Origin of the sequence: Streptococcus devriesei DSM 19639 (assembly GCF_000423725.1) — a bacterium.
Classification (GTDB): domain Bacteria; phylum Bacillota; class Bacilli; order Lactobacillales; family Streptococcaceae; genus Streptococcus; species Streptococcus devriesei.
This window is the reverse complement of sequence record NZ_KE384084.1, coordinates 617,940-644,680: the sequence shown is the minus strand read 5'-3', so window position 1 is coordinate 644,680 and position 26,741 is coordinate 617,940. Positions and strand designations below refer to the sequence as shown.

The window sequence follows — 26,741 nt, the reverse complement described above, 5'->3', positions numbered from 1 at the left end:
TGTTTCTTATGGAAATTATTGAAAAAATTGCTCACGATCTGACTTTGAAAGAAAATCAGATTCATAAAGTTTTAGAATTAACAGCAGAAGGGAATACTATTCCCTTTATAGCCCGCTACCGTAAGGAAATGACCGGGAATCTTGATGAAGTTGACATCAAGGCTATTATTGATCTTAATAAAAGCCTGACGGCCTTGGCAGAGCGCAAGGCCAGTGTTTTAGCCAAGATTGAAAGTCAGGGCAAACTGACGCCGGAGCTGCAAAAGGCTATCGAAACAGCAGATAAGCTGGCGGATGTTGAAGAACTATATCTGCCTTACAAAGAAAAAAGACGAACTAAGGCAACGATTGCGCGTGAAAACGGGCTCTTTGCACTGGCCCGCCTCATTTTGCAAAATGTACCGGACTTAAGAAAACAGGCTGAAAACTTTGTCAATGAAACCTTTACGACAGCCGAAGAGGCTCTTGGGGGTGCCATGGATATCCTGATTGAGGCACTGGCAGACGATACCAAGCTGCGTTCGTGGACCTACAATGAAATTTGGGCAAACAGCCTCATTTTATCAGAAGTCAAAGATGCAGAAGCAGATGAGAAAAAGGTCTTTCAAATTTATTATGACTTTTCCGAACGCGTGTCAAAAATACAGGGCTATCGCGTTTTAGCTTTGAATAGAGGGGAAAAGCTTGGTATTTTAAAAGTGCATTTTGAGCACAATCTTGATAAGATGCTTCGCTTTTTTGAAGCTCGTTTCAGGGACAAAAATGAGTATATCAAGCAGGTTGTGCAGGCAGCCCTCAAAAAGAAAATCCTGCCGGCCATGGAACGCAGGATTCGCTCTGAACTGACCGAAAAAGCCGAAGACGGAGCCATTCAGCTCTTTTCTGATAACTTGAGGAATTTGCTTTTGATTCCTCCTTTAAAAGGCAAAATGGTGCTGGGCTTTGACCCCGCTTTTCGGACGGGTGCCAAGCTGGCCGTTGTTGATCAAACAGGGAAATTAATAGCAACGCAGGTTATTTATCCTGTTCCTCCGGCCAGCCGAGCCAAGATTGAACAGGCAAAAACTGATTTGGCAGATTTAATCGCAGACTATGCGATTGAGGTTATTGCCATCGGCAATGGGACAGCCAGCCGGGAAAGCGAGGCCTTTGTCGCTGAGGTGCTCAAAGATTTCCCTGAGGTTTCTTATGTCATTGTCAATGAAAGCGGAGCGTCAGTCTATTCCGCTTCTGAATTAGCCCGGCATGAATTTCCGGAGCTGACAGTTGAAAAGCGCTCAGCCATTTCCATTGCCAGACGCTTGCAGGATCCATTGGCAGAATTGGTAAAAATAGATCCCAAGTCTATCGGTGTCGGTCAGTATCAGCATGATGTCAGCCAGAAGAAATTAGCTGAAAACCTTGATTTTGTTGTGGAAACGGTGGTCAATCAGGTCGGTGTCAATGTCAATACGGCCAGTCCTGCCCTATTGTCACATGTTTCCGGCCTCAATAAGACAATCTCAGAAAACATCGTTAAATACCGTGAAGAAAACGGCCGTCTGAAATCCCGCAAAGATATCCAAAATGTGCCTCGTTTGGGAGCCAAAGCTTTTGAGCAGGCAGCAGGATTTCTGCGGATTCCAAACGCTGACAATATTTTAGACAGCACAGGTGTTCACCCGGAATCATACGGCGCTGTAGAAAAACTCTTTTCCTTGCTTGAAATTACAGAATTGGATGATGCTGCCCAGGCTAAGCTCCAGTCTTTAGATATTGAAAAAAGAGCTGCAGAGATCGGTCTCGGTCAGGAAACGCTCAAGGATATTATTGCTGATTTGCTGAAACCCGGCCGTGATCTGCGTGATGATTTTGCGGCACCTCAGCTGCGGCAGGATGTGCTGGAATTGTCTGATTTGGAAATTGGGCAGCAGCTGGAAGGAACCGTTCGCAATGTTGTTGATTTTGGAGCCTTTGTTGATATCGGTCTCCATGAAGACGGGCTTATTCATATTTCACAAATGAGCAGTCAGTTCGTTAAGCATCCCAGCCAGATCGTAGCAGTTGGTGATGTTGTCAGGGTCTGGGTATCAAAAATAGATGAGGAACGTGAGAAAGTTAATCTTTCTCTGGTGGCTTTAAATGAACTTAACTGAGTATGTAAAAGATGTTTCCCGCCAAGACTTCGGTCTGGAATTTAAGCATCAGGCCCTTTGGAATTCGCGTCTGCAGACGACCGGCGGACGTTTTTTCCCACAGGACGGGCATTTGGATTTCAATCCGAAATTTTATAAAAAAGATGACTTAGAGACCTTTAGAAAAATTGTCCGCCATGAGCTCTGCCATTATCATCTGTATTACGCAGGCAAGGGCTACAGGCATCGGGACAAGGATTTTAAAGAATTATTGCTCAAGGTTAACGGCACTCGCTATGCGCCCAGTTTAAAAAGCAGAACCTTTTACTATTACTATCAATGTCAAAACTGCGGACAGGTGTATCAGAGAAAAAGGCGCATTAATACTGAAAAGTTTGCCTGCGGCAGCTGCCGTGGCAAATTAAGTCCGCAAAATCAGTCGTAAGGCTGATGTCAATCTTTCTTTAAATTGTTACACTGATACTATCAATGAGATTTGTGACAGATCTTTTAAAAATGAATAGAAGAAGGGGAATGGTTTTTTATGTCTAAGGCCATCTTTTATAAGCAAAGAAAAAATCGTATGATTTCTGGAGTGGTAGCAGGCTTAGCTGATAAATACGGATGGGATTTGCCGGTTGCCAGAGTTCTGACAGCTCTGTTTGTCTATTTTTCAGGAGGCTTTGGAATTATCCTCTATATTATTTTAGCGATTTGTCTGCCTTACAAGGAGGACTTAGGCAAGAACCAGCAGTCAGGCAGTTATCAGCACGGCCCCCGCAAGCGAAAAGACGCTGAGGTCGTTGATGAAAAAGATAATGAGAAATGGTTTTGGTGATAGGGCTGACAGTCTAGGAAACGGTTTTTCAGAGATTCTTAGAACAGGAAAGAATAATGAATAATCTGCCGGTCAGAAATGCAGCCGGCTGCTTTTCCATTAGATGCGGCTAAATTTTAATAGTAAAATAGATATTTTATAATCAATAGAGAATTCTGTCAGTTTTCATTCTTGCTGAAGGCTGACAGGGTTCTTTTTCGTTTACAGTGGAAATCCCATTTTATACGTATTTATGGTATAATAGGGTGCTAAGGAGGTAGTATGTCAGTTACAGTACAGATGTTGGTTGACAAGGTGAAATTAGATGTTGTTTATGGGACGCCTGAGCTTTTGCAAAAGGATATTACAACAGCTGATATTTCCCGTCCGGGCCTTGAGATGACCGGTTACTTTGATTATTATGCACCTGAACGTATCCAGTTACTGGGAATGAAGGAGTGGTCCTACCTAACACAGATGACCTCGCATAACCGCTACTCTGTTTTGAAGGAAATGTTTAAGACAGAAACACCGGCTGTTATTGTGGCCAGATCTCTCACGATTCCGGAGGAAATGCTGAAAGCAGCTAAGGAAGGAGGCATTGCCGTTTTGCAAAGTCACATTCCTACCAGCCGGCTTTCGGGTGAAATGTCTTGGTATCTGGATTCCTGTCTGGCTGAGAGAACCAGTGTGCATGGTGTTCTTATGGACATTTATGGCATGGGTGTTCTCATTCAGGGGGACTCAGGTATTGGTAAGAGTGAGACAGGACTGGAACTTGTGAAACGCGGCCACCGTCTGGTTGCTGATGACCGAGTAGATGTTTATGCCAAAGATGAGGAGACTCTTTGGGGGGAACCGGCTGAGATTCTGCGGCATTTGCTGGAAATCAGAGGAGTTGGTATCATTGATATCATGAGCCTCTATGGAGCCAGCGCTGTCAAAGATTCATCACAGGTTCAGCTGTCCATTTATCTTGAAAATTTTGAAAAAGATAAGATTTTTGACCGTTTAGGAAACGGCAATGAAGAGATCGAGATGTCCGGTGTTATGATCCCACGTGTGCGTATACCGGTTAAGACAGGGCGCAATGTTTCAGTAGTTATTGAAGCTGCTGCCATGAATTACCGTGCTAAGCAGATGGGCTACGATGCGACAAAAACCTTTGAAGATCGTCTGACAAACCTGATTGATCAAAATGAGGTAGCTAAATGATTAATCCTATTGCTGTTCAGATTGGTCCTGTAGCCATTCGCTGGTATGCTGTCTGTATCGTAACCGGCCTCATTTTGGCGGTTTATCTGGCAACAAAGGAAGCGCCTCGTAAGAATATCAATCCTGATGATATCCTAGACTTTATTTTAATCGCCTTTCCCTTGTCCATTATCGGTGCACGCATCTATTATGTCCTCTTTGATTGGAATTACTATTCCACTCAGCCTTTCAGTGAAATGATTGCTGTTTGGCACGGCGGAATTGCCATCTATGGTGGTTTGATTACAGGAGCTATCGTACTCTTTGTCTTTTCTTACTACCGGATGATTAAGCCGCTTGCTTTTCTGGACATTGCTGCGCCGGGAGTAATGCTTGCGCAGGCCATTGGCCGCTGGGGAAATTTTGTCAACCAAGAAGCTTACGGAAAAGCAGTAGCTCACTTGAATTATCTTCCTGATTTTATAAAAAATCAGATGTATATTGACGGCCGCTACCGCACACCAACCTTTCTTTATGAATCCCTGTGGAATTTACTGGGATTTGCTATTATCATGAGTTTGCGCCATAAACCCAAATTTTTAAAAGAAGGCGAAGTGACTTTCTTTTACTTGATTTGGTATGGCTGCGGCCGCTTTGTTATTGAAGGAATGCGGACAGACAGTCTTATGTTCATGAATTTACGAGTATCACAGTGGCTTTCTGCTCTGCTGGTTATTGTTGGAGTTGTTCTTGTTGTCTTTAGGCGCCGCCGGAAAACAGTGCCTTACTATCAGACAGCTTGAGAAAGTTATTTAGATTAGGAGAAAATTATGTGGGAAATTGCTTTATTGATTATTGCTATTGCCTTTGCTGTTTTAACTGTTTTTGTCATTCTTTTGCTTAGAAAAATTTCAGATACTGTTGATGAATCCAGGCAAAGTTTGAAAGTTTTGACCAGCGATGTCAATGTGACACTTTATCAGACCAACGAACTTTTAGCTAAGGCCAATGTATTGGTAGAAGACGTTAACGGCAAGGTTGAGACTATTGATCCGCTCTTTACAGCCATAGCTGATTTATCAGAAAGTGTGTCTGATCTTAATCAGCAAGCCCGCTATTTTGGCCAAAAGGCAAGCAATGCTACCTCTAATGTTGGCAAGGCAGGCGCTGCTTATACAGTTGGCAAAGTAGCTTCTAAATTATTTAAGAAGAAAGGAAAATAATTATGGGTAAATTTTTAAATACGGTTATTATCGGTGCTGTCTCAGGTGCTGCAGCAGCCTATCTTCTCTCTACAGATAAGGGAAAACAAATTAAGCAGAAAGTCAGCGAAACCTTTACTGCCTATAAAGAAAATCCTGAAGAATATCATCACTATGCTGCTCAAAAAGCTAATGAATACAAGTCTGCGGCGGTCAATACCGTCAAGGAATATAAAGAAAAAATTGAGACTGGCGAGCTGACAAAAGATGATGTGGTATCTGTTGTTAAAGAAAAAGCCTCTCAGGTGGGAGACTTTGCTAATCAAACCTTGTCTGAAGTTAAGGACCGCCTGTCCCAAACTGCTGAAAAATCAGAAGAAACCGCTGAAGCCGTCAAAGCTGAAGTTGATGATATTGTGATTGATTATCAAGAAGAAGCTGCAGACGATAAGGAAGCTTAGAGATTAAGACTTTAGCTTGTTCCAAAGTAAATCGTTTATTTCAGCGTATAGTAAAAGCTCTCTTTTTACAGAGAGCCTTTTTGTTTATTATTATGATTTCAGTCGTTTTAAACCTGCCTGAGCGGCTGCAGTAACTCCCCAGCTGATTAGCAAGGACAGCGGGAAAGCAAAGACAGGAGAGAACTTAGCAACCAGAAGAATAAAGCATGTCAAAATAGTCACAACACAGAAAAAAGCCAGTTTGGCGAAAAAAATCAGTTCGTCTAACTTTGTTCTGCTATCATCAAAATCTTGAAACTCTTGATATTTAGGCGTCAGATCTTCTTGATACTCAAGTTCTTCATAATTGTCTGGCTGCCTGTTAAGATTTGCTGACATGAGTTCCTCCTTTAAATATTCCTTAACATCTTATCACAAATTATGAGGTTTGTCATCTGTTTTCTGAAAATTTTTTGTCAGAAGCTTTAGTTTTTGCCTTGATAAGACCTCAAATTTTTTAAAAAAGTAGATTTTTATCCTAAATTTGATACAATAATAGGTATGGAAAAAATTGTTATTACTGCAACCGCAGAATCTATTGAACAAGTCAAAGAATTGTTAGAAGCCGGTGTAGATCGCATTTATGTCGGTGAAAAAGATTATGCTCTGCGGCTGCCGCATACCTTTAGCTATGATGAATTGCGGGAGATTGCTTCCTTGGTTCATGGGGCGGGAAAAGAGCTGACTGTTGCTGCCAATGCTCTCATGCATCAGGAGATGATGGACAATATCAGACCTTTTTTAGAGCTGATGAAAGAAATTCAAGTTGATTATTTGGTTGTCGGCGATGCCGGTGTTTTTTATGTCAATAAGCGCGACGGCTATCATTTTAAGCTGATTTATGATACATCTGTTTTTGTCACTTCCAGCCGTCAGGTTAACTTTTGGGGTCAGCATGGAGCAGCAGAGGCTGTTTTAGCGCGTGAAATTCCTTCACAAGAGCTTTTTGCCATGTCTGAGAATTTAGAGATTCCGGCTGAAATCTTGGTTTACGGAGCTTCTGTCATTCACCATTCAAAGAGGCCTTTAATTCAAAATTATTATCATTTTACACACATTGATGATGAGAAATCAAGAGAACGCGGGCTTTTTCTGGCTGAACCTGGTGATCCGGAATCGCATTATTCCATTTACGAAGATAAGCATGGGACTCATATTTTTATCAATAATGATATTGATTTAATGACAAAACTTCCAGAATTAACCGATCACCATTATAATCATTGGAAACTGGATGGTATTTACTGTCCGGGGCACAATTTTGTAGAGATTGCTAAATTATTTGTTAAGGCGCGTACCTTGATAGAAGCAGGAACTTTTACGCAGGATCAGGCTTTCCTCTTTGATGAAGAACTCCGAAAACTTCACCCCAAAGGCCGAGGGTTAGACACTGGCTTTTATGACTTTGACCCTGATTTAGTAAAATAAAGGAAAAGAATGTAAAATGACACAAATAAGAAAAAAACGTCCGGAGGTTTTGTCACCGGCCGGAACCTTAGAAAAACTTAAAGTTGCTGTAGATTACGGCGCAGATGCTGTTTTTGTCGGCGGGCAGGCCTATGGTCTTCGCAGCCGTGCCGGTAATTTCTCCATGGAAGAAATGGCCGAAGGCATTAATTATGCTCATGAACACGGTGTGAAGGTCTATGTAGCTGCCAATATGGTTACTCATGAAGGCAATGAAATTGGAGCAGGGAAATGGTTTAGAGAGCTGCGTGATTTAGGTCTTGATGCTGTTATCGTATCAGACCCTGCTTTGATTGCCATCTGTGCAACGGAGGCACCAGGTCTGGAAATCCACCTGTCAACTCAAGCTTCTTCAACAAATTATGAAACTTTTGAATTTTGGAAGGAGCTGGGGCTGACGCGTGTCGTTTTGGCGCGCGAAGTCACTATGGAAGAGCTGGCTGAAATTCGTAAGCGTACCAGTGTTGAAATCGAAGCTTTTGTACATGGTGCCATGTGCATTTCTTACTCAGGGCGCTGTGTCTTATCCAATCATATGAGCCATCGTGATGCCAACCGCGGCGGCTGCTCACAGTCCTGCCGCTGGAAATATGATCTCTTTGACATGCCTTTTGGGCAGGAGCGCCGATCGCTCAAGGGTGAAATTCCTGAGGAATATTCAATGTCAGCCGTTGATATGTGTATGATTGAACATATTCCGGATATGATTGAAAACGGTGTTGACAGCCTTAAAATTGAAGGCCGCATGAAATCCATTCACTATGTCTCCACAGTAACTAACTGTTATAAGGCTGCGGTTGATGCCTATCTTGAAAGTCCGGAAAAGTTTGAAGCTATCAAGCAGGATCTGATTGATGAATTATGGAAGGTCGCCCAGCGTGAATTGGCGACTGGATTTTACTACAGTACGCCGACAGAAAACGAGCAGCTCTTCGGAGCGCGCCGCAAAATTCCGCAATACAAGTTTATTGGCGAAGTTGTTGACTTTGACGAAACAAGCATGACTGCTACAATCCGTCAGCGAAATGTTATCAACGAAGGAGACCGGGTCGAATTTTACGGACCGGGCTTCCGCCACTTTGAAACCTTTATTCAGGATTTGCACGATGCTGACGGCATCAAGATCGAACGTGCCCCTAAGCCGATGGAGCTCTTGACGATTACAGTACCTCAGGAAGTCAAAGCAGGCGATATGATTCGGGCCTGCAAGGAAGGCTTAGTCAATTTATATAAAGAAGACGGCAGCAGTGTAACGCTCAGAGCTTGATTGCTCTATGTGATTAATAAAAAAGCCAGCACACTATGAACAGCACCTCAAAAGTTAGATATGACATCTAATTTTTGAGGTCAGTACATAATAGTGCATGGCTTATTTTAGTTTTTGTGAATCTCTGACTGTTTTTGGTACCAGGGTCAGGCGTTTGATGTCTGAGATACTAATGATAGCTGACATATTCTTTTGAAAATTTTTTAAGATGAGCTTATTGTTTTCCTTATCATATCTGACAATATCTCCTGTAAAACTTTTGTCGAGATAGATCACATGGACGGCCTCATGCTTTTTTTGGGCTTGTAAAATAGTGTGCAGCAGCTGATTGGTTTTTAAAACAATGTCAGGAGATTTTTTGGTCGGTTCAATGAATTCCCTCACATGCTCTAAAATCGTTTGTAAAAATCTTTTCATGGCATTTTCTCTAAAAAATTGTTAGAATGATTATACCTCATTTTAGGTTAAAATGAAATACTTAATTAAAAATTGTAAGAAAAACGATAAATTAAAAAAATGGGTCATTTTAGCACTTTTTCTTACGAATATCTTGATAGGAGGCATATATGGCAGAATTTACATTTAATATCGAAGAAAAACTATTAGTCCTGTCTGAAAATGACAAGGGCTGGACTAAGGAACTCAACCGTGTCAGCTTTAACGGCGCACCGGCCAAGTTTGATATCAGATCTTGGAGTCCTGATCATACAAAGATGGGCAAGGGGATTACCCTTACCAATGAAGAATTTGATGTTTTAGTCAATGAATTTAAAAAATGAAGCCGAAGCAGTATTAAGCTTCGACTTTTTATTTTGCCTTAAAATGGAAAATCTGCCCTGCTTAAAAGAGTGTGTCTAAGATTAACTGTAAATTGAGGATGGTCAATAAAACAGCAACTCCATAAGCCAGATAGGTATTCCATTTAGCATTGACAAAGTCGCCCATGATTTTTTTCTGGGAGGTAAAATAAACCAGCGGAAAAATAGAAAAAGGCAAAGCAATAGACAGGAAAACTTGTGAGTAAACGATAAGCTGGTCTAAAACTTTTTCCTGACTGCCGTAAATGATGGCAGCAATTAAAACAGGAAGCAGTGCTAACAGACGTGTCACCAGACGAATAAGCCATTGGGGCATTTTCAAGTGCAAGAATCCTTCCATCACGATCTGACCGGTCAGTGTTCCGGTAATGGTTGAATTTTGGCCGCTGGCTAAAAGAGCAATGGCAAACAAGGTTGACAGAAAAGAGCTGGCAACTGCTCCGGCAATCGTGTGATCAGAAAGAGCATTGTACATTTGTGAAAAGGCACTGATTTCACTGGCATGGCCATAAAACAGTGATGCTCCGAGAATCAGCAAAAGAGAATTGACAATAAAAGCCAAGCTCAGCTGAATGTTGGAGTCCCAGGTCATGAATCTTACGGCCTGCCGAATAGAAGACTTATGCTTGTAATCAACCCGGCGTGTCTGTGAGATGGACGAATGGAGATAGAGGTTATGAGGCATGACAGTCGCACCGATAATACCGAGAGCTAAGGTCAGCCTGCTGTTGTCAGCAGTCCGTGACAGATCAAAGATTGAAGTGCTGGGAAGATAGCCCTTGAAAATACCGGCCACACTTGGATTAGAAATAAGAACGAGATAGGCAAAGATAAGGAGAATAGTCAAAATCAAGGTTGAAACAATGGCCTCAATTTTTCTAAAGCCTAATTTCATAATAGACAGGAGCAAGAAAACATCTAAGATGGTAATGAAAATTGAAAACAGCAGCGGCCAGCCAAATAAGAGGTGCAGGGCAATTCCTGAGCCGATAACTTCTGCCAAATCAGTAGCCATAAGAGCCAGCTCAATAATAACAAACAAGAGGTAGCGCAAGCCCTTAGGGAGATGTGCTGCTGTAGCCTGAGCCAAGTCCTGCCGAGTGACGATGCCCAATTTTCCGGCCATTTGCTGCAGCTGCATGGCAATAAGGGAGGAAATGAGGACAACCGACAAAAGCAGGTATTTATAACTGGCTCCGCCGACAACGCTGGTAATCCAGTTGCCGGGATCCATATAACCGACGGCAACAAGAGCTCCCGGACCTAAAAAAGCTCTCAGAGTTGTCCAGAAAGAAGCGTTTTTAGGAACTTTAACACTTTGATTGACCTCACTGAGAGACTGTTTTTGAGGAGGAGTTGCTGAAAAGTGGTGAGTTTCCATTTGAAAATCTCTTTTCTAAATACGTTTATCTCAAGTATAGCACAAAAATTTTAAAAAGTTAAGTATAACAAAGTAAAAAATTAGGCACGCCTTATTTAATAGAAAAATAAAAAGCTTGGACAACGATGAACCAGTTTCACAAGTGGGTACAAAACCTAAGCTGTGTCTTCTGTTCAGCGTTTCCAAACTCATTATAATTTATTTACTGGCTAATCTTTCTTGTGATCCAAAATATCCTTAATGCCAATCAGGATAAAAACAATCCCGAGAACCACAAAGATGTAATGCTTTTGCAAGAGTCCGTAAGCGATAAAAATAGCAGCGGATAAAAAAGAAATATAATATTTTTTCATGTTAATGATTAATTGGCAAATGGAAGGCCAAACGTCCTTTCTTTAGGGGTCAGTATCATACAAAACGTTGATTTTATTGTACCATGAAAAGCAGCTGGAAACCAGTAATTGGAGATAAGACAATGTCCTGCAATGTTATCAAAAAATCCAGCTTGTTAATTAAACTGGATTTTTAATGTGCCCAGCAACAGAAAAGAATGCCTGTAAGGATTTGATGCAGCAGTTGACTATGATAGAGAAGATATTGCTGATGCCATCAAAGAACAGACTGCCGGAAAGTTTGTTGTTAAAATGGATTAATCAGGTAAACTTCAGTGTGAAGAAACAAAACAGCCAAAAGGGCCAGCTTGGCCCTTTTAGTCTGTCTAAAATGACAAAGCTTTTTTAAGCTTATCGAAATTTCTGGCAACGATGCTTAAATAAGGCGGATTTCGGTTAGATCACCCAAGGGAATAAAAATCAAGGGTGTGAGCAAAATTTTTGCAAGGTTCATTTGATTTTGTTAAACTGATTTTAATCAATCGATTGAATGAAATTGATTTTAAGGAGGTTGAAGTGACACAGACACAAAAAATAGGTAATAAGCTCCAAGAGCAACCATCATCTCTACTTTTGGAGCATAACCTCTGCTTTTCTTTGTATGCAGCTTCGAGAGAATTTATCAACCGCTACACGCCTTTATTGGCTGATATCGGGCTGACCTACACACAGTATGTGATTATGATGGTTCTCTGGGAAGAGCGCAGCCTTGTCACCCGTGTACTGCGAGACAGGGTGTTCTTAGATAGCGGCACTCTGACACCTGTCCTAAAGAAATTAGAGGAAAAAGGGTTTGTTAGTAAGGAGCGCTCACAAGCGGATGCCCGTGACTTGATTGTCACCCTCACTCAGGAAGGCGCAGATCTAAAGCAGGCTGCTTTGGCTGTCCAAGCTGAGGTTGCCAAAAACTTTAAGGGCAGTACGGACAATGATACGCTTTTACAATTACTCCAAGAATTAATGGAGACCTTCCGACAAGAACGAAAGGGAAGGTAAACAGTGATGACAAAAATCGTTTATGCAAGCCGTACAGGCCATGTTGAGAAAATCGTAAACCAATTGGGTGTGACAGATCCCTTAAAAATCGAAACAGGCGACGAATCAATTGACGGGGACTATGTGATTTTCACGTATTCTACAGGAAGAGGCAAAACACCTAAAGCTGTCGAGCAGTTTTTAGCGCATAATCCAGGCGTCAAGGCCGTTGTTGGGAGTGGTTCCATGGCAAAACATGCTGAAACCTTCAATTTTGGAGCCGAAAACATTGCCCAGACTTACAAGGTCCCTATCTTAGCCAAGTTAGACGGCCTAGGAACGCCTCAAGAGATCGAGGACTTGGCTAAAAGTTTAGAAAATTTGTAACCAACTAAGAAATTAATCAGATAAAAGGAGAAAACATTATGACCATTGTACAAACAGCCGTATTTACTGTAGACAAAAATTACCAAGAAGAATTTCTTGAAAAAATTAAACGCGATGTTGCTTCCCTCAAAGCTTGGCCGGGAAATCTGGCAGCTGAAGGCTGGCAAGGCGAAGATAAGGGAGATAGTATCGAATTTATCTTGCTCTCAAAATGGAACTATAAAACAGATTTTGAGGCGTGGCTGAACCGTCCGGGTCACAAAGAAGGGCATGCAGACCCCAAAGTACAGGAGGTTCGCAAGCACGTCTCACGCAAAGTGAACACTTACAAAGTATTAACTGACTAACACGTAAAGAAAGCTGGGGAAAACCTAATGAACTATGATGTTATTTTTATCGGAAGCGGCCATGCCAACAACCACGGTGCAGGTCTGCTGGCTGCAGCAGGGAAAAAAGTTGCTATGATTGAGGCAGACAAATTTGGCGGTGTCTGTACCAACTATGGCTGCGATGCCAAAATTCTCTTAGATGGCCCTTTTGAGTATTTAGATGGGTTGAACAACTACCAAGATTTGGGCTTGAAAGCGGATGTGCAGATTGATTGGGCAGCCATGATGGCTCATAAGCGCAAAACTCTGGCTGGCTTTCAAGAGGTATTTCCTCCCAGGTTCAAAAACTTAGGGATTGACATTATCAACGGACGGGGAACTATCGTTGATACCCACACGGTCTCTGTTGGCGGCCAACACTATACGGCTGACTATATCGTTATCGGAACTGGCGCCCGCAATGCCAAGCTCAATATTCCAGGCAAAGAATTCACACAAGGCAGCACAGAATTTTTAGATTTGGACGCTTTGCCTGAACACATGATTGTAATTGGTGCAGGAATTATTGGAATGGAATTTGCCTCAATGGCCTTACTGGCAGGCAAGAAAGTGACCTTCTTTGAGTATGCTGAGCGTCCTTTGCTGGCTTATCCAGAAAAATATGTCCAAAAAATCGTCGCTAAATTTGAAGCTCAAGGCGCTGTCTTCCACTTTGGCCAAGCCGTTTCCCAAGTCGAAAAGACGGACAATGGTTTCCGTGTTGCAACAGCTGACGGTCTTTCAGCAACTGGTGATTTTGTTCTGGATGCGACAGGACGTATTGCCAACATTGAAAACTTAGGGTTCGAAAATCTTGGTATCGAAGCAAGCTCCCGTGGTATCGAAGCAAGCTCCCGTGGTATCAAGGTAGATAACCACATGCGTACCGCTGTGCCAAATATCTACGCCTCAGGTGACGTTGTTGATAAAACTATTCCCAAATTAACACCAACTGCTGAGTTTGAGTCTAATTATATCGCTCGTGATATCTTAAATTCTGACGGTGCGGCCATCACTTATCCTGTTATCCCGAACCTTGTCTTTACTCTTCCTCGGATTGGTCAAGTCGGTGTCACCATTGACGAAGCAAAAGCCCATCCTGACCAATACAAATTGGTCGAAATCCCATGGGGAGAACGACGCGACTGGGTCAACAACCATGAGCTGGATGCTGAATTGGCGCTGATTTTTGATAAGGAAGACTACTTGGTAGGAGCGGCTGCGATTTCCAGCCAAGCCGGAACTTGGTTGGATTGGCTGACACCGATCATCGAGAAAAAGATGACTGCACAGGATCTTAACAGCATGATTATGTCCTTTCCAACTCAGACCTATATGCTCTGGTCAACATTAACACCACTTTTAAGAGCACAATAACTGATAAAACATATCCGTAACCAAGCACAAGGAGGACCACATATGACAGAAGAAACAAAAGAAGAGTTGCGCAAACGTATCGGCGATTTAGCTTACAAGGTTACACAGAACGCCGCAACTGAGCGGGCTTTCACAGGGGAATACGACGAGTTTTTTGAAAAGGGCATTTACGTTGATATCGTAAGTGGCGAGCCCTTGTTTTCATCAACAGATAAGTATGACTCAGGCTGCGGTTGGCCAGCCTTTACCAAACCTATTGACAATCATCGGGTGACCGACCACGAAGATCGTTCTTTCGGTATGCGCCGTATCGAAGTTCGCAGTCAGGAAGCTAACTCACACTTAGGACATGTCTTTAACGATGGTCCTATTGACCGCGGCGGTCTGCGCTACTGCATCAACTCTGCTGCGCTCAAGTTTATTCCTTACGAAGAAATGGAAAAAGAAGGCTACGCAGATTATATGTCTATCGTTGAGTAAGAGCCTATTTTAGAACACGGAGGCAAGTATATGAAAACAATTTATCTGGCGGGAGGTTGCTTTTGGGGTGTTGAAGGCTATTTTGACTTGATTGACGGTGTTGTGGGAACCCGTGTGGGCTATGCCAATGGTCAATCTGAAGTCACGTCTTATGCCTTGATTGATGCGACCGATCATGCAGAAACTGTCGCTGTCACTTACGACCCGGAACGCATCACCCTGCGTGAGCTGCTCCAGCACTATTTCCGCATTATCAACCCTTTCTCTATCAATCATCAAGGCAACGATATGGGCCGTCAATACCGCACAGGTATTTATTACACGGATGAGAGTGACAAGGCAATTGCGCAAGAAATGATGCGAGCCGTCAGTCAAAAACACGATGGCCATCCTCTGGCTGTTGAGCTGGAACCTTTACGTCACTTTATAGACGCTGAAGACTATCACCAAGACTACCTCAAGAAAAATCCCAACGGCTACTGCCATATTGATTTAGCCTTGGCTAAGGTACCAATAAAAGAGATTGATTGAAAACTGCTTTGTTAGTTACTAATAAAACAGATTATCTTTGAGACTCTCATTAGTGTAAGGATTTTTAAAAATATCAAAGTCATTAGATTTGGACGATTCAAAAAACCGAACATCTTATCCTAGAACCAATTTTCCAGGTTAGATGTTCGGTTTTTCTATTGCTTTAGCACCAGTTTTACGCTTTTTCAAGTCTTAAAATGGGAGGTACTTGTTGTGGAGTAGTTACTTGCCAATAAGTCTAACCTATTTCATCGTAGGGAAAAGGAACCGTGGATTTTATAAGTTCATGAATGCTCATAAAGCCTGTTAAATTAAGGTTTTGATTTTTTTATTTTACCATCAAGCACAACAAAATTGCAATCACGAATGATTCGCTTCAATGCTTTATTCAATGTTCCTTGGTGAAATACTTCTCCAAATCGATTAAGAAAGATAAAATCGGTGTATCTGTCCATTTTGCTTCGACAAGTGATTTCTAGTTCTTCTTGGTGATTTTTTATTGAATTAGAGCCTCTTTGACTTTGGAAAGGAGTGGGACAGTACGTTCACCTGCTTTTGTTTTAGGTGTATTGATGGCATAGACGACACCTTTTTTAGTTCTAGTATCATAATAAACTAGTATGGTTGACGCTGACGGTGTTACTTTCAAAATCGATATCTCGCCATCTTAGACCAGTGACCTCGCCAACCCGAAGACCAGTCCAAAGCATTGTAGTAAATACAGGTGACTATCCCTTGTAGTGATTACTCTTAGAAAGAAATGTTTCAAAAAGTTGCTGTTCCTGTAGTGTTAATGCTTTCTGTCTTTTTTTATCAGTTGTTCGTGATTGTTTCAATTCTTTAAGAGCATTGTCAGAAGGATTGTAGGCAATATACTCATCATCGACAACAACTTGAAGAACTTGATGAAGTACAGTGTGAATACTGTCAATAGTATTAACTTGCATGTGTCTTTCTTCTGCTAGAAAGTTATAGAAGGATCGACCATCCGTTTTTTTTTGCAATCTCTGGATATTCATTTTCCAATTTGGTCAGATACAATGTAAAGTGTTCAAAAAGATATTAATAATTTTTAAAGGTATTATCTTTTAATCCCTTTTTGAGTATTTTCCATTTTTTATATAAATCATTGACCGTAATATTTTTGCTGACATTGAGAGCATTTAAAGTGTCTTTCAAAATTTGTTTTTCTTTTTCCCGTAACTGAACTAGTGATTTAGCATAAATGCTATGTGTCTTTCGTCGATTATCTTACCAACGATATTCATAGGTACTGTTCGGGCGCTGGTATTCACCATCTTTTAGCACTCGGTTTTTGTTATCTTTACGTTTCTTGTAGCCATCTTTTCCTCCTTATAGCAAAAAAAGAGGACATAAGCTTTTACAGCCTATGCCCTATGGTTTATCTATTAAATTGAATATTGGTTTTCGAGAAATTTTTCAAACTTAGCACGTTAATCAAACGTTTGCTTCCGCACCAGAGAACAAAGTCACAATCATCATCATTGCTGATTTCTCATAACTTATTGACGCCAATACTAAAGTATGAGGCTGCTTCCTCGACAGTGAGGTTTGATTTTTCCCAGAATGGAATTTATTTTTTCATGTGTGTTCTTCCGTTATTTCTTGATAAAAGAAAACAAGCCCATTTTCTGAGCTTGTTTCTAGGAGATTATGAAAACGAAAAGTTATTTAGGATTGACTATAGTATAGCCTGGTAAGCTTAATCGACCCTTAATATCATTTTTCTTTTTTCAATTCCTTTAGTTTATTTTGTGCAGTGATGAGATAGTCTTCATACTCATCATCATGGTGGTTTTGTTGACTTAACTCATTTAGTTTTTCAAGAGACGTTTCGAAATTTGTGATTTCAAATCTCGTCCAGTAACCAAACAATAAGCTTTCTAGACGAGCACGAATAGCAGTGTTATCATTATCAAATAACAATTCTTTTTGACGATTATAGATTTGAATGCTGTCAAAAATCATACTGTCTTGGAGTTCTTGAACGTTTGATGGTAAGTGATGAACAATGGCATCATGATGGTCTTTTGGAGTACTTCGTGCAGAGTCAGGTGATTGTAGGAACATTTCCTCATATCTGACCAAGGTACTGAGGTAGGATAGTTCAGGTTTTGTCGCCATGATAGCTAGATGAACTAGGTAGTTTCTACTTTTTAGTAATTGAGCAGTCTTTAGAGGAACTTGGGAAGTTCTAAGTGTCCCTTCAATCAAAAGGTTGAAGCCTTTTTGACTGAGTTCATTGATGAGAGCTTCAACCATTTTCCCAGCAAACTCTTTGGTGTATTCCACGTCATCTTTTCCAAATTGAGCATGAAGTTCCTTGTAGTTTGGGTGTTGACTACGAAAGCTATCACCATCAATGACAATGATGTTTCCCTTAAACTCACTAGATTTCAGACGATGAATCACTGTTTTCCCAGCTCCACTTTGACCACCAAGAAGAATAGCAGTTGGGACAGCAGCAGGTGTTTTCCCAGCCGTTAAGGTCATGATATTTAACTGTAGACGGAACTGGAGTGCCTCTTCGGTAAATGTATCGAGAGTCATTTTAGGCCACCAATTCCACAGCTTGGATCATCCGCTCCGTTCCTTGAATATATCCAAGATAGCGTTCCGCTTCATCAGGATTAGTTACTTGATAGAGCTTGGTATTGATAATCGCTGAAATTTCATTGATGGTAATCATCCAAGGATTCGTCTTATCCGTAATGTCAATTTCTTGTTTCTCAACGACATGAAAGAGTGAGCCAAGGACATTGGCACCAATTTCCTTAATCACTTCAATTTTAACTGTTAAGTCATATTCTTCAATAGGTGTCAGCATTTTTTCCTCCCCTACAATATCGGTATAAGCGACATTGAATTTTTGGCAAATGGTATCAATTAACTGGGTTGTAATAGGGCTTGTTCCATTCTCGTAGCGAACAAGGCTATTTCTTGAAATGCCGATAATTTTAGCAAATTCAGTTTGCGTTAAATCATGTGTCTTGCGGAGAAGACGGATATTTTCTGAAATCATTGACTCACCCTCCTGCCTATTTGCCACTATTATAACATAAAAAATCAATATGCACCATTTATGGTGCAAAAAACTGTGATTTAAGGTGCCACGGCATAGGTCTGATTTCCCTTTTTGATGACGTAGATAAAATAGAAAAAGAAGAAAGGCTTCAATCAGCGATTGATACTATCAGAAATCAATTTGGAATTACACTGATACAGAAAGGCTCCTCATTACTAGAAGTCTCATGTAGTTTAGAACGCAGCAAATTGATTGGTGGACATCCAGCTGGTGGATTAGATGGATTGAGATGATTGATAGAAATTAATTACCTCCCTTTTCAATCCGCAAGGGGGCATCAAGACCGAGGCATGATGAAATGGATGGTTTTTTTCTTATCTGAACACACTACTTCGCTAACAGATGTTATTCTTCGAGAAATGGCCATGAGCCATAAAGACTATTTTAAGCTCAATAAGGAGAATAGTGAGGATAGGAGGGAGTATTGCTTTTATTTTCAGGTAGGAACCACACAAGAAAATCGCATTGTTAGAAATTATTTGTATACAGGATTAAAATAGCGCCATTATGCGATGGATGCTATTTTTTTAACACAAAAAAGTTTATAATAGTTTTGACATATTCAGTAATTCAATACGACCTAGTTAGTAGATAAAGGAGGAATTATGTCTTTTGATAACTTAGTTGCACAAATTAATAAGATAGCGGAATCACAGCGAGATAGAGGAACCTATTTTGAATATCTCGTTCGTGCTTATTTTCAAAATGAACCAACCTATCAAAATGAATTTAAAAACGTCTGGATGCTATCAGAAGTTCCAGAGGAGTTCAGGATTCCTAAAGCTGATATTGGTGTGGATTTAGTTGCTGAAAAGCACACTGGTGAACTGGTAGCGATTCAAGCTAAGTTCTACAATCATGCTATACAAAAGTCTAATATTGATTCCTTTTTGAGTGAGTTAGGGAAGAGCTACTATGAATCTGGTATTATTGTAGCTTCTACTGATAAGTGGGGAAAAAATGCTGAAAAAGCATTGGCGGATAGAAGTGATATTGTCCGTGTGGGGTTATCGGACTTAAGAAATTCTAGAATTGATTGGACGAAATTTTCTTTCGAACGACCAGATGAAGTCCAAGTAAAAGCGAAGAAGCAACCTAGGTATTACCAAAGAGATGTTATCAAGTCAGCCTTAGAGTATTTCAAAGGAAATGATCGTGGTCAGCTCATTATGGCTCCTGGAACGGGAAAAACATTTACGAGTTTGAAAGTTGCAGAAGCTATGGCAAAAGAAGCTGGTAAAGAACAATTTACGGTGCTTTATCTTGTTCCAAGTATTCAGCTCCTCACTCAGACCTTGCGTGGCTGGAATAATGATACAGATATGAGCATGTCTTCAATGGCAGTTACTAGTGATAGAAATGCCAGCCGTGGAAGTGTTAAACAAGATGAGTCAAATATTACTATAAAAGCTAGTGATATTGGTTACCCTGCGACTACATCGTCTAAAAAAGTCGTTGAAAACTACCAAGAGTTGATGGAGCATCCTAAAAAAGAGTTGTTAGTTGTCTTTGGTACCTATCAATCTATTGATGTTCTGGGGAAAGCACAACAAAATGGTTTTCCAGACTTTGACTTGATTATTGCTGATGAAGCTCACCGAACGACTGGTGCAAAAGCTTTAGGTGATGATGATTCATCCTTTACCAAAGTCCATAGGAACTCAAATGTTAAAGGTCACAAACGTCTTTATCAAACGGCAACGCCTAAATTGTACGGAACAGAGGCCAAAAAGAAAGCTGAAAGCAACTCTATCCTCATATCTAGTATGGACGATGAAAGTCTATACGGTAAAGTCTTTTATCGTCTTGGCTTTGGAGATGCCATTAGTCATGATATTCTGACTGACTATAAACTAATGGTCTTGGCAGTTGATGAAAAAGTTGTACAAAAAGATATGCAAAAATCGCTGTCTGACCCTGAAAATGGTCTAAATATTGATGATGTCGGACGTATTATCGGTGTTTGGAATGGTATGATTAAGCGTGAGAGTTTCTCAGATAAGGTTTCAGGGGAGCCAATGAAACGCGCCATCGCATTCTCAAGGACAATCAAAGATAGTAAGCGGCTTTCAGAACAGTTTGAAAATGTTGTTAATGATTATCTTAATAGCGAAGAAGGTTATTCCGTTAATGTCCGTCATGTTGACGGTGGGATGAATGCACTTGAGAAAAATGAAGCTTTAGATTGGTTGGGAAGTGATGATATTCCAGAGGATTCTGCTCGTATCCTGTCAAATGTACGATTTTTGACAGAAGGCATTGATGTTCCAAACTTAGATGCTATTATTTTCCTATCTCCTCGTAAATCACAGGTGGATATTGTCCAAGCGGTTGGTCGGATTATTCGTAAATTTGAAGGAAAAGATTACGGCTATATCATTTTGCCTATCGTTGTACCAGCAGGTGAAACACCTGAAACAATTTTAGATAATAACAAGTCTTACGATGTGGTTTGGCAAGTTTTAAATGCCCTTCGTTCTGTCGATGAACGGTTTGAAGCAACGATCAACAAACTTGAATTGAATAAGAAAAAACCAAAGAATATTCAAGTGATTGGTGTAGGTGGTGCTCCTGATGATCCGAATTTTGGTGGTGGATTTGTAGATGAACCAACAGTAGGCTATCAGACTGAACTTGAATTAGAATGGGAAGCTGTTGAGGGCGCTATCTACGGTAAAATCGTTCAAAAAGTGGGAGATAGACGCTATCTGGAAGATTGGTCAAAAGATGTGGCAGATATTGCACGACGTCATGTCCAAGGCATCAATATCATTCTTGACCAAAATCCTGATAGTCGAAAAGCTTTTGAACGCTTCTTGCATAGCTTACAGCATAATATCAATGAATCTATTGACCAAAATCAAGCTATTGAAATGTTGGCTCAGCATCTGATTACCTTGCCCATCTTTGACGCTCTATTTGGTGAGTATGGCTTTATCAAAAACAACCCTGTCAGCTCTGCCATGGAGCAAATCGTAGCCGAACTGTCTCAATATGGCTTTGAAAAAGAACAGCAAGAATTGCAGCCTTTCTATGACTCTGTAAGACTACGTGCAGAAGGGATTGATAATGCCCAAGCCAAGCAGAAAATCATCATCACGTTGTATGATAAGTTTTTCTCAACTGGTTTCAAAACAACCACAGAGCGTCTAGGTATCGTCTTTACGCCTGTTGAGGTTGTGGACTTTATCGTCAAGTCAGTTGATGTTGTCTTGAGGAAGCATTTTGGCAAGACTTTAGCCAGTGAAAATGTCCATATTCTTGATCCATTTACAGGTACGGGTACCTTTATCACCAGAACCCTCCACTACCTCAAATCTCTCATGGATAAGGGAGAAATTACCTATGCAGACTTGCTCAGAAAATACACGCAAGAACTCCATGCCAATGAAATCGTCCTGCTCAGCTATTATATTGCTGCTATCAACATTGAAGCAGTCTTTGATGACATTAACGGAGAAGAAGCTTATCTTCCATTTGAAGGCATTGTCCTGACTGATACCTTTGAATCCACGGAGAATGAAGATACGCTAGATGACTCCTTCTTTGGTACAAATGATAAGCGTCTCAAGCGCCAGCAAGAAAAGCCAATTACCGCTATTATTGGCAATCCGCCGTACTCTATCGGACAAGGTAGTCAAAACGACAATAACCAAAATATTTCTTATCCGAAATTAGATAAACGCTTGGCAGAAACTTATGTTGAAAAATCAAATGCAGGATTGACAAAAGGGCTTTACGATTCTTATGTAAAAGCTTTTCGCTGGGCATCTGACCGTCTCAAAGACAAAGGTGTGATTGGGTTTGTGACTAATGGTGGTTTCCTAAATTCAAATTCAACAGACGGTTTGCGAGCGGGACTTTATGAAGATTTTAATCACCTTTATATTTTTAATATGCGTGGGAATGCCCTTGGACTTGGAGAACTCCGTAAAAAGGAAGGAGGAAATGTCTTTGGCGGAGGGACACGAACAACAGTTGCTATTTCGATCTTAGTCAAGGATGGCTCAGATAGTCATGAAATTCATTACCATGATATTGGTGATTATCTATCGCAAAAAGAAAAGCTAAATATCATTTCTGACTTCGGTGACATTTCAGCAATTGAATGGCAAGATATTACACCTGATGATAATAATGACTGGCTCAACCAACGAGACCCGAATTACCAGAAGTATGCTGTCATGGCTGGAGAGCAGGATTCGGTGTTTACTCAAAATATTATAGGTGTTTCAACTAATCGTGATAGCTGGGTATATAATTTTTCAAAACAAAATGTAGAGCAAAATAGCCATAAGCTAATCTCTAATTATAATTCTGAATTAGAGAGATTAAATTCGGTACAAATTGATGAACGGAAATCGCTATTGAATCGAGATGATAATTTTATAAAGTGGTCTGTAAAACTGGAAGATTCAATTTTGAAATCTAAAAAAATCCAATTTAATAAGGATAAGATTATTAAATCATTATATCGTCCATTTACAAAGAAAAATCTCTATTACGGTAATGATGTCGTAGAACGTCCTGGTCAATGGTATAAGAAATTTGGTGAAGGAAATCTTGTTATCTTAACAACAGGTAGAGGTGTATCTCGTGATTTTTCTCCATTGATAACAAATTTAATACCTAACATGGATAGTCTGGAAAAAGCTCAAAGTTTCATGCGTTACGATAACGAAGTGGATGAAACAGCGCTTTTCCAATCTCATGATAATATGAATCAGGCTTTTGCGGATAAACTTGGATTGAGTTTGGATGACACGTTTGCCTATGTCTATGGTTTGCTTAATTCTCGTGATTATCAAGAAAGGTATGCCAATGATTTGAAGAAGGATTTGGCTCGGATTCCGATAGCTAAGCATAAGGAAAAGTATGTCGAAGTCGGTAAAGCCTTGATGGACTTGCACCTCAACTATGAGGAAGTCCCTGTCTATGATGATGTAGAAATTCAGTTATCAGCTTGGCCTTCTTACAAGGTTACGAAGATGAAATTCATCAAAAAAGGGGATCGCTCTGCGATTGTCTATAATAACGATATCACTATCAAGAGTATTCCTGAGAAAGCTTATGAGTACATGGTCAATGGTCGTTCAGCTATTGAGTGGATTATGGACCAATATCAGGTTAAAACGGATAAAAAATCTGGCATCACTGATGACCCAAATGACTACAGTACAGATGAAAAGTATATCTTTAATCTCTTGCTGAGAATCATCAATGTGTCAATGCAGACTGTTGATTTGGTCAATAGTTTGCCGAAATTTGAAGTGGAGGAGTAGGAGTGAGTTTTATGTTTTTCTTCTTTTTTGACGATGAGAATAAACCAAAAGATAATCAAATAGAATTACACTATTTATCAAATTCAATTTCATATGGGATTGATAAAAATAATGGTAATGAATTTTACGATTCGAACGGATTACTTGAAAAACAAAATCCGAAAGGTGAAGACCAAAATCTATTCCAAGAGAAGGATTTCAGGCACTTAATTAGCGAAAAAATTCGTAAAACCATTTATGGCGAGAAATACTCAAATATTGTTTTTCTAGCAGGAGCTGGGGCTTCAGTAACCCCTGATTTAAACCCCGAATATGGAAAAACAGTCAAAATGATTGCTGATGATGTGTTTGAGAAATTACATGAGTCAGATGACTTATACACATTAGAAGAATTGGCTGATAAATGTAGATATAGAGATGGTGTAATATTAGATTCTACCGATTCTGAGCAACCCAATACTCCCAAATTAGATGATGGTTTTAATTTAGAAGACTTTCTATCTACATTGTTTCATTATCGTCCATATGTTCCAATAGAAGACAAAGAACAATTCAATCGAACAGTTGAAAAAATCCTACAACTAATCAAGGAAAATACTAATTATTCTTATAATAATAAAGTGTTGAAACACGGGGCATTATTAAATCTTTTATCAGGCTTATCAGGAAAAGATGGAAATAAATTTTCTATTATCACAACCAATTATGATGCATTGATAGAGGAGGCTGCGGCGGAAAATAATTTTGTTATTTTTGATGGATTTAATTTTACCCCACGCCCTAAATTTGACAGTAATATGTTTGAATGGAATCTTATAAAAGAGGTTCAGAACGTCAATACTAGAGAAGTTGAATTTAAAGATAAGACTTTTAATCTTGTCAAAATCCATGGTTCGTTGACTTGGGAAAAGCAAGACAATGGCGATATTTTGAGAAAAAATAAGGATAGTATTACAGATACAGATAAGATGGTAATGGTCTTTCCTAGTTCTGATAAATTTGCTCAAAGTTATCAAGAACCGTATTTTGAACTGTTTACCAAATTCCAAGAACTTATTAAGCGGCCAAATACTCTGTTAATTTCGTCTGGATTTAGTTTTGCGGATGACCATATTTCTAAAATGATTACCCAAGCTTTAAAGAACAACTCAAGCCTAAAGCTATTGGTCACTGACTATAATATTGATCCGAATAGAGAATGGAGTAGTGATAATAATGAATATATTGAGATTGGAGAAACTGATGCTAAATATAATCAAAATTGGGCTGAACTTGTGCGAATGATGGAAGAAGGATATCCTATATCATTTTTAAAGGCAACTATGAATAGCGATTTAGTTGATTACTTGAGTGGAAGGTATTTAAATGACGATTATTGATAGTTTTTATAAAGTGGCTGATAAGAGTAACTATTATCTTGGAATGATTTCCCAAGTCAACCGTTCCTATTCGACAATTCAGATAGAAAATTTATCGCTCTTTTCATATAGAAAGTTAAGGACAGATATTCTTGCACCTAATACTATAAATTTCTATGTCTTGGTCGATTCAAGCAATGGCTTATTCTTTGGGGAGATATTTCAATCTAAAGTGCCAAATTCCGATAGTGTTCATGAAATGTTAACAAAAGGACAGCAAGAAAAAATATTTCCAGAAATAAACATAGATATACTTGGATATATACCGTTGGGTGAAAAATATTTTAAATTAAACGGAACCAATACTGTTGGTATTACTGACAAGGTGTATATTGCGAATGAGAAAGCTGTGGAACTGTTTATCAAATCAATAGAGGTGAATCCTGATAGTGAGAAAAAACTATCCTCTTTCGCTAATCTTGCATTTAGTTCCCAAGAATACCCTATAAAATTACAGCCTAAAACCCTATTTAATCGACATTTGATGACTGTCGGTACCACAAATAGTGGGAAATCCACCTCAGCTTTGAGTATTTTAGATAAGTTAGTTAATGATGGCATAAGAACATTGATAATAGATCCAACAGGGGAATATTCTGATTCATTTACTGATGATGAGGTGGATAAGTATGTCTTAGGCGAAGATGCCTTTATTTCAGTCTCAGCACTTTCTATGCAACAATGGTCTATATTATTTGAAACTAATGACGGAACTCAGCCAGCAGTTTTAGCTGCTGCTATAAATTCATTGAGATACCAGAAAAAGATTAATCAATCAAGCGTATACATTAAAATTGAAAAAAGGGTGGATGAAGTAATTAGTAACATAGCTTCCCTATCTCCAAGTGATAAGGATTTTGAAATTCAGTTACTGTCTGAACAAGTGTCAAATGAAGCTATAAAACGAGAAAGAAGAGGGAAACTGTCATATTTTATTTATGATGATTTTAACTTTAATTCTAATCAATATTTAGTCCAAAAGATAGATTACAAATTATCAAACACAAGCTTTCTAAATTTTTTTGACTCCAGTCATCAAGGATTGCTAAATATTATTGAAGAGTGGACGATGAGTGATACAAAAAAATCACTGTACATAGATGCCTCAAAAATAGGAACTACTGATGAAATCGGTGGAATGATTGTCGACTTGATAACGAACTTTCTCATCAATATTGCAAAGGATAGAATAAATCCATTCATAATTTTTGTAGATGAAATTCACCGATATACGAAATCATTGACTAATGATGGTGTTTCTTTCTATACAGGTTTAAATAGTATCGCTAGGGAGGGACGAAAGAAGGGGATTTTTCTGTTTTTAACCACTCAGAATCCAAATGACGTAGATAAAATATTACTTGGTCAAATCGGAACAATGGTGTTACATAGATTAACAGCATCTGATGAATTAAAAGCGGTTCAAAATCATCTATCTGAAAATCAGTTAAATCAACTTAAGAAATTAAATACTGGTGAAGCAGTTTTAACAAGTATCAATCTTCTTAAAGACCTTTACATAAAAGTAGATAAATGTAGTCGACCGCACCATAATGATACCCCTAGTCTACTATAAAGTTTGACATAAAAATGAGTTGACAAAGTACTTTTTCAAATATAAAATTATATTGATGTTAGTCCTCGGTTTTTGGCACAGGAAGTGTC

The 26,741-nt window shown here is 39.6% G+C and carries 28 protein-coding genes and 2 pseudogenes; 21 read left to right on the top strand and 9 right to left on the bottom strand.

The window, feature by feature from the left end:
- The first annotated feature begins 8 nt into the window (after nt 1-8).
- The 7 genes from G573_RS0109260 to G573_RS0109230 all read left to right on the top strand — a co-directional run bounded on the left by G573_RS0109260 (nt 9) and on the right by G573_RS0109230 (nt 5,788).
- Nucleotides 9-2,135, top strand: coding sequence for a Tex family protein (locus G573_RS0109260; RefSeq protein ID WP_027976466.1), 2,127 nt, complete (start codon nt 9-11; stop codon nt 2,133-2,135).
- Nucleotides 2,122-2,559, top strand: coding sequence for a SprT family protein (locus G573_RS0109255; RefSeq protein ID WP_027976465.1), 438 nt, complete (start codon nt 2,122-2,124; stop codon nt 2,557-2,559). Before G573_RS0109260 ends, G573_RS0109255 begins: the two co-directional genes overlap by 14 nt.
- A 99-nt stretch (nt 2,560-2,658) precedes the next feature.
- On the top strand, nt 2,659-2,952 hold the full coding sequence (locus tag G573_RS0109250; protein WP_027976464.1) for a PspC domain-containing protein: 294 nt from the start codon (nt 2,659-2,661) through the stop codon (nt 2,950-2,952).
- Nucleotides 2,953-3,213: 261 nt separating this feature from the next.
- On the top strand, nt 3,214-4,146 hold the full coding sequence (gene hprK, locus G573_RS0109245; protein WP_027976463.1) for an HPr(Ser) kinase/phosphatase: 933 nt from the start codon (nt 3,214-3,216) through the stop codon (nt 4,144-4,146).
- On the top strand, nt 4,143-4,928 hold the full coding sequence (gene lgt / locus G573_RS0109240; RefSeq protein WP_027976462.1) for a prolipoprotein diacylglyceryl transferase: 786 nt from the start codon (nt 4,143-4,145) through the stop codon (nt 4,926-4,928). Before hprK ends, lgt begins: the two co-directional genes overlap by 4 nt.
- Before the next feature lie 27 nt (nt 4,929-4,955).
- Complete coding sequence (locus tag G573_RS0109235) at nt 4,956-5,348, top strand: DUF948 domain-containing protein (protein ID WP_027976461.1); 393 nt, start codon at nt 4,956-4,958, stop codon at nt 5,346-5,348.
- Nucleotides 5,349-5,350: 2 nt separating this feature from the next.
- A complete protein-coding gene (locus G573_RS0109230; protein WP_027976460.1) occupies nt 5,351-5,788 on the top strand; it encodes a YtxH domain-containing protein in 438 nt (145 codons plus the stop codon).
- Between the two features lie 90 nt (nt 5,789-5,878).
- Here the strand turns inward: G573_RS0109230 and G573_RS0109225 are convergent, their stop codons facing one another.
- Nucleotides 5,879-6,166, bottom strand: a complete 288-nt coding sequence (locus tag G573_RS0109225) for a DUF3270 domain-containing protein (RefSeq protein ID WP_027976459.1) — start codon at nt 6,164-6,166, stop codon at nt 5,879-5,881.
- 162 nt (nt 6,167-6,328) lie between these two features.
- Here G573_RS0109225 and G573_RS0109220 point away from each other — a divergent pair, with 162 nt between their 5' ends.
- Both G573_RS0109220 and G573_RS0109215 read left to right on the top strand, forming a co-directional pair.
- On the top strand, nt 6,329-7,255 hold the full coding sequence (locus G573_RS0109220) for a peptidase U32 family protein (RefSeq protein WP_027976458.1): 927 nt from the start codon (nt 6,329-6,331) through the stop codon (nt 7,253-7,255).
- Between the two features lie 16 nt (nt 7,256-7,271).
- Complete coding sequence (locus G573_RS0109215; protein ID WP_027976457.1) at nt 7,272-8,561, top strand: peptidase U32 family protein; 1,290 nt, start codon at nt 7,272-7,274, stop codon at nt 8,559-8,561.
- Nucleotides 8,562-8,663: 102 nt separating this feature from the next.
- Here the strand turns inward: G573_RS0109215 and G573_RS0109210 are convergent, their stop codons facing one another.
- Nucleotides 8,664-8,978, bottom strand: coding sequence for a hypothetical protein (locus G573_RS0109210; RefSeq protein ID WP_027976456.1), 315 nt, complete (start codon nt 8,976-8,978; stop codon nt 8,664-8,666).
- 149 nt (nt 8,979-9,127) lie between these two features.
- Here G573_RS0109210 and G573_RS0109205 point away from each other — a divergent pair, with 149 nt between their 5' ends.
- Complete coding sequence (locus G573_RS0109205) at nt 9,128-9,340, top strand: YdbC family protein (protein ID WP_027976455.1); 213 nt, start codon at nt 9,128-9,130, stop codon at nt 9,338-9,340.
- Between the two features lie 61 nt (nt 9,341-9,401).
- On the opposite strand, the gene G573_RS0109200 is transcribed toward G573_RS0109205, so the two are convergent.
- Nucleotides 9,402-10,760, bottom strand: a complete 1,359-nt coding sequence (locus tag G573_RS0109200) for an Nramp family divalent metal transporter (protein WP_027976454.1) — start codon at nt 10,758-10,760, stop codon at nt 9,402-9,404.
- 209 nt (nt 10,761-10,969) lie between these two features.
- Nucleotides 10,970-11,113: a hypothetical protein gene (locus G573_RS11560; RefSeq protein ID WP_027976453.1), complete on the bottom strand. Its 144-nt coding sequence runs from the start codon at nt 11,111-11,113 to the stop codon at nt 10,970-10,972.
- A 555-nt stretch (nt 11,114-11,668) separates the two neighbouring features.
- On the opposite strand from G573_RS11560, the gene G573_RS0109180 reads away from it, so the two are divergent.
- The 6 genes and pseudogenes from G573_RS0109180 to msrA form a co-directional block, all read left to right on the top strand.
- Complete coding sequence (locus G573_RS0109180) at nt 11,669-12,148, top strand: MarR family winged helix-turn-helix transcriptional regulator (RefSeq protein ID WP_037586932.1); 480 nt, start codon at nt 11,669-11,671, stop codon at nt 12,146-12,148.
- 6 nt (nt 12,149-12,154) lie between these two features.
- On the top strand, nt 12,155-12,514 hold the full coding sequence (locus tag G573_RS0109175; protein ID WP_027976450.1) for a class Ib ribonucleoside-diphosphate reductase assembly flavoprotein NrdI: 360 nt from the start codon (nt 12,155-12,157) through the stop codon (nt 12,512-12,514).
- A gap of 38 nt (nt 12,515-12,552) precedes the next feature.
- On the top strand, nt 12,553-12,861 hold the full coding sequence (locus G573_RS0109170) for an antibiotic biosynthesis monooxygenase family protein (protein WP_027976449.1): 309 nt from the start codon (nt 12,553-12,555) through the stop codon (nt 12,859-12,861).
- Between the two features lie 27 nt (nt 12,862-12,888).
- A complete protein-coding gene (locus G573_RS0109165; RefSeq protein ID WP_027976448.1) occupies nt 12,889-14,259 on the top strand; it encodes a dihydrolipoyl dehydrogenase family protein in 1,371 nt (456 codons plus the stop codon).
- Between the two features lie 42 nt (nt 14,260-14,301).
- A complete protein-coding gene (gene msrB / locus G573_RS0109160; RefSeq protein ID WP_027976447.1) occupies nt 14,302-14,739 on the top strand; it encodes a peptide-methionine (R)-S-oxide reductase MsrB in 438 nt (145 codons plus the stop codon).
- A gap of 30 nt (nt 14,740-14,769) precedes the next feature.
- A pseudogene (msrA, locus tag G573_RS0109155) lies at nt 14,770-15,264 on the top strand (peptide-methionine (S)-S-oxide reductase MsrA); the annotation flags it as partial.
- A 611-nt stretch (nt 15,265-15,875) separates the two neighbouring features.
- Here the strand turns inward: msrA and G573_RS11680 are convergent.
- The 5 genes from G573_RS11680 to G573_RS0109135 all read right to left on the bottom strand — a co-directional run bounded on the left by G573_RS11680 (nt 15,876) and on the right by G573_RS0109135 (nt 18,313).
- Nucleotides 15,876-15,980: a site-specific integrase gene (locus tag G573_RS11680; protein ID WP_245543149.1), complete on the bottom strand. Its 105-nt coding sequence runs from the start codon at nt 15,978-15,980 to the stop codon at nt 15,876-15,878.
- Nucleotides 15,981-15,998: 18 nt separating this feature from the next.
- Nucleotides 15,999-16,217 (bottom strand): hypothetical protein, encoded by a 219-nt coding sequence (locus tag G573_RS11675; protein WP_245543148.1) that lies wholly within the window; start codon nt 16,215-16,217, stop codon nt 15,999-16,001.
- Nucleotides 16,218-16,521: 304 nt separating this feature from the next.
- Nucleotides 16,522-16,578 (bottom strand): hypothetical protein, encoded by a 57-nt coding sequence (locus tag G573_RS11785; protein WP_425423402.1) that lies wholly within the window; start codon nt 16,576-16,578, stop codon nt 16,522-16,524.
- A 432-nt stretch (nt 16,579-17,010) separates the two neighbouring features.
- Nucleotides 17,011-17,841, bottom strand: coding sequence for a zeta toxin family protein (locus G573_RS11080; RefSeq protein ID WP_084522388.1), 831 nt, complete (start codon nt 17,839-17,841; stop codon nt 17,011-17,013).
- 1 nt (nt 17,842) lies between these two features.
- Entirely contained in the window at nt 17,843-18,313 is a 471-nt protein-coding gene (locus G573_RS0109135; protein ID WP_027976444.1) for a helix-turn-helix domain-containing protein, read from the bottom strand.
- A 98-nt stretch (nt 18,314-18,411) separates the two neighbouring features.
- Here G573_RS0109135 and G573_RS11555 point away from each other — a divergent pair.
- From G573_RS11555 to G573_RS0109115, 5 genes and pseudogenes are all read left to right on the top strand, one after another.
- Nucleotides 18,412-18,609: pseudogene (locus G573_RS11555) on the top strand (Y-family DNA polymerase); the annotation flags it as partial.
- On the top strand, nt 18,610-18,876 hold the full coding sequence (locus tag G573_RS11665) for a DUF5960 family protein (protein WP_084522387.1): 267 nt from the start codon (nt 18,610-18,612) through the stop codon (nt 18,874-18,876).
- Between the two features lie 105 nt (nt 18,877-18,981).
- Nucleotides 18,982-23,658, top strand: coding sequence for a DEAD/DEAH box helicase (locus G573_RS0109125; RefSeq protein WP_027976443.1), 4,677 nt, complete (start codon nt 18,982-18,984; stop codon nt 23,656-23,658).
- An 11-nt stretch (nt 23,659-23,669) separates the two neighbouring features.
- On the top strand, nt 23,670-25,037 hold the full coding sequence (locus G573_RS0109120; RefSeq protein ID WP_027976442.1) for an SIR2 family protein: 1,368 nt from the start codon (nt 23,670-23,672) through the stop codon (nt 25,035-25,037).
- Nucleotides 25,024-26,652 carry an ATP-binding protein gene (locus G573_RS0109115; RefSeq protein WP_037586877.1) on the top strand — a complete coding sequence of 543 codons (1,629 nt, stop codon included), beginning with the start codon at nt 25,024-25,026 and terminating at the stop codon, nt 26,650-26,652. Before G573_RS0109120 ends, G573_RS0109115 begins: the two co-directional genes overlap by 14 nt.
- Nucleotides 26,653-26,741 lie beyond the last annotated feature (89 nt).

What these genes read in the sequence shown, in the direction of transcription:
- G573_RS0109220 (WP_027976458.1), top strand. Translation starts at nt 6,329, where the DNA reads ATGGAAAAAATTGTTATTACTGCAACCGCAGAATCTATTGAACAAGTC.
- G573_RS0109230 (WP_027976460.1), top strand. Translation starts at nt 5,351, where the DNA reads ATGGGTAAATTTTTAAATACGGTTATTATCGGTGCTGTCTCAGGTGCT.
- G573_RS0109125 (WP_027976443.1), top strand. Translation starts at nt 18,982, where the DNA reads ATGTCTTTTGATAACTTAGTTGCACAAATTAATAAGATAGCGGAATCA.
- G573_RS0109205 (WP_027976455.1), top strand. Translation starts at nt 9,128, where the DNA reads ATGGCAGAATTTACATTTAATATCGAAGAAAAACTATTAGTCCTGTCT.
- G573_RS11560 (WP_027976453.1), bottom strand. Translation starts at nt 11,113, where the DNA reads ATGAAAAAATATTATATTTCTTTTTTATCCGCTGCTATTTTTATCGCT.
- G573_RS0109165 (WP_027976448.1), top strand. Translation starts at nt 12,889, where the DNA reads ATGAACTATGATGTTATTTTTATCGGAAGCGGCCATGCCAACAACCAC.
- G573_RS11080 (WP_084522388.1), bottom strand. Translation starts at nt 17,841, where the DNA reads ATGACTCTCGATACATTTACCGAAGAGGCACTCCAGTTCCGTCTACAG.
- G573_RS0109175 (WP_027976450.1), top strand. Translation starts at nt 12,155, where the DNA reads ATGACAAAAATCGTTTATGCAAGCCGTACAGGCCATGTTGAGAAAATC.
- G573_RS0109235 (WP_027976461.1), top strand. Translation starts at nt 4,956, where the DNA reads ATGTGGGAAATTGCTTTATTGATTATTGCTATTGCCTTTGCTGTTTTA.
- msrB (WP_027976447.1), top strand. Translation starts at nt 14,302, where the DNA reads ATGACAGAAGAAACAAAAGAAGAGTTGCGCAAACGTATCGGCGATTTA.
- G573_RS0109200 (WP_027976454.1), bottom strand. Translation starts at nt 10,760, where the DNA reads ATGGAAACTCACCACTTTTCAGCAACTCCTCCTCAAAAACAGTCTCTC.
- G573_RS11675 (WP_245543148.1), bottom strand. Translation starts at nt 16,217, where the DNA reads ATGCAAGTTAATACTATTGACAGTATTCACACTGTACTTCATCAAGTT.
- hprK (WP_027976463.1), top strand. Translation starts at nt 3,214, where the DNA reads ATGTCAGTTACAGTACAGATGTTGGTTGACAAGGTGAAATTAGATGTT.
- G573_RS0109225 (WP_027976459.1), bottom strand. Translation starts at nt 6,166, where the DNA reads ATGTCAGCAAATCTTAACAGGCAGCCAGACAATTATGAAGAACTTGAG.
- G573_RS0109120 (WP_027976442.1), top strand. Translation starts at nt 23,670, where the DNA reads ATGTTTTTCTTCTTTTTTGACGATGAGAATAAACCAAAAGATAATCAA.
- G573_RS0109260 (WP_027976466.1), top strand. Translation starts at nt 9, where the DNA reads ATGGAAATTATTGAAAAAATTGCTCACGATCTGACTTTGAAAGAAAAT.
- G573_RS0109255 (WP_027976465.1), top strand. Translation starts at nt 2,122, where the DNA reads ATGAACTTAACTGAGTATGTAAAAGATGTTTCCCGCCAAGACTTCGGT.
- G573_RS0109250 (WP_027976464.1), top strand. Translation starts at nt 2,659, where the DNA reads ATGTCTAAGGCCATCTTTTATAAGCAAAGAAAAAATCGTATGATTTCT.
- G573_RS0109135 (WP_027976444.1), bottom strand. Translation starts at nt 18,313, where the DNA reads ATGATTTCAGAAAATATCCGTCTTCTCCGCAAGACACATGATTTAACG.
- lgt (WP_027976462.1), top strand. Translation starts at nt 4,143, where the DNA reads ATGATTAATCCTATTGCTGTTCAGATTGGTCCTGTAGCCATTCGCTGG.
- G573_RS0109115 (WP_037586877.1), top strand. Translation starts at nt 25,024, where the DNA reads ATGACGATTATTGATAGTTTTTATAAAGTGGCTGATAAGAGTAACTAT.
- G573_RS0109215 (WP_027976457.1), top strand. Translation starts at nt 7,272, where the DNA reads ATGACACAAATAAGAAAAAAACGTCCGGAGGTTTTGTCACCGGCCGGA.
- G573_RS0109170 (WP_027976449.1), top strand. Translation starts at nt 12,553, where the DNA reads ATGACCATTGTACAAACAGCCGTATTTACTGTAGACAAAAATTACCAA.
- G573_RS11680 (WP_245543149.1), bottom strand. Translation starts at nt 15,980, where the DNA reads ATGCTTTGGACTGGTCTTCGGGTTGGCGAGGTCACTGGTCTAAGATGG.
- G573_RS0109210 (WP_027976456.1), bottom strand. Translation starts at nt 8,978, where the DNA reads ATGAAAAGATTTTTACAAACGATTTTAGAGCATGTGAGGGAATTCATT.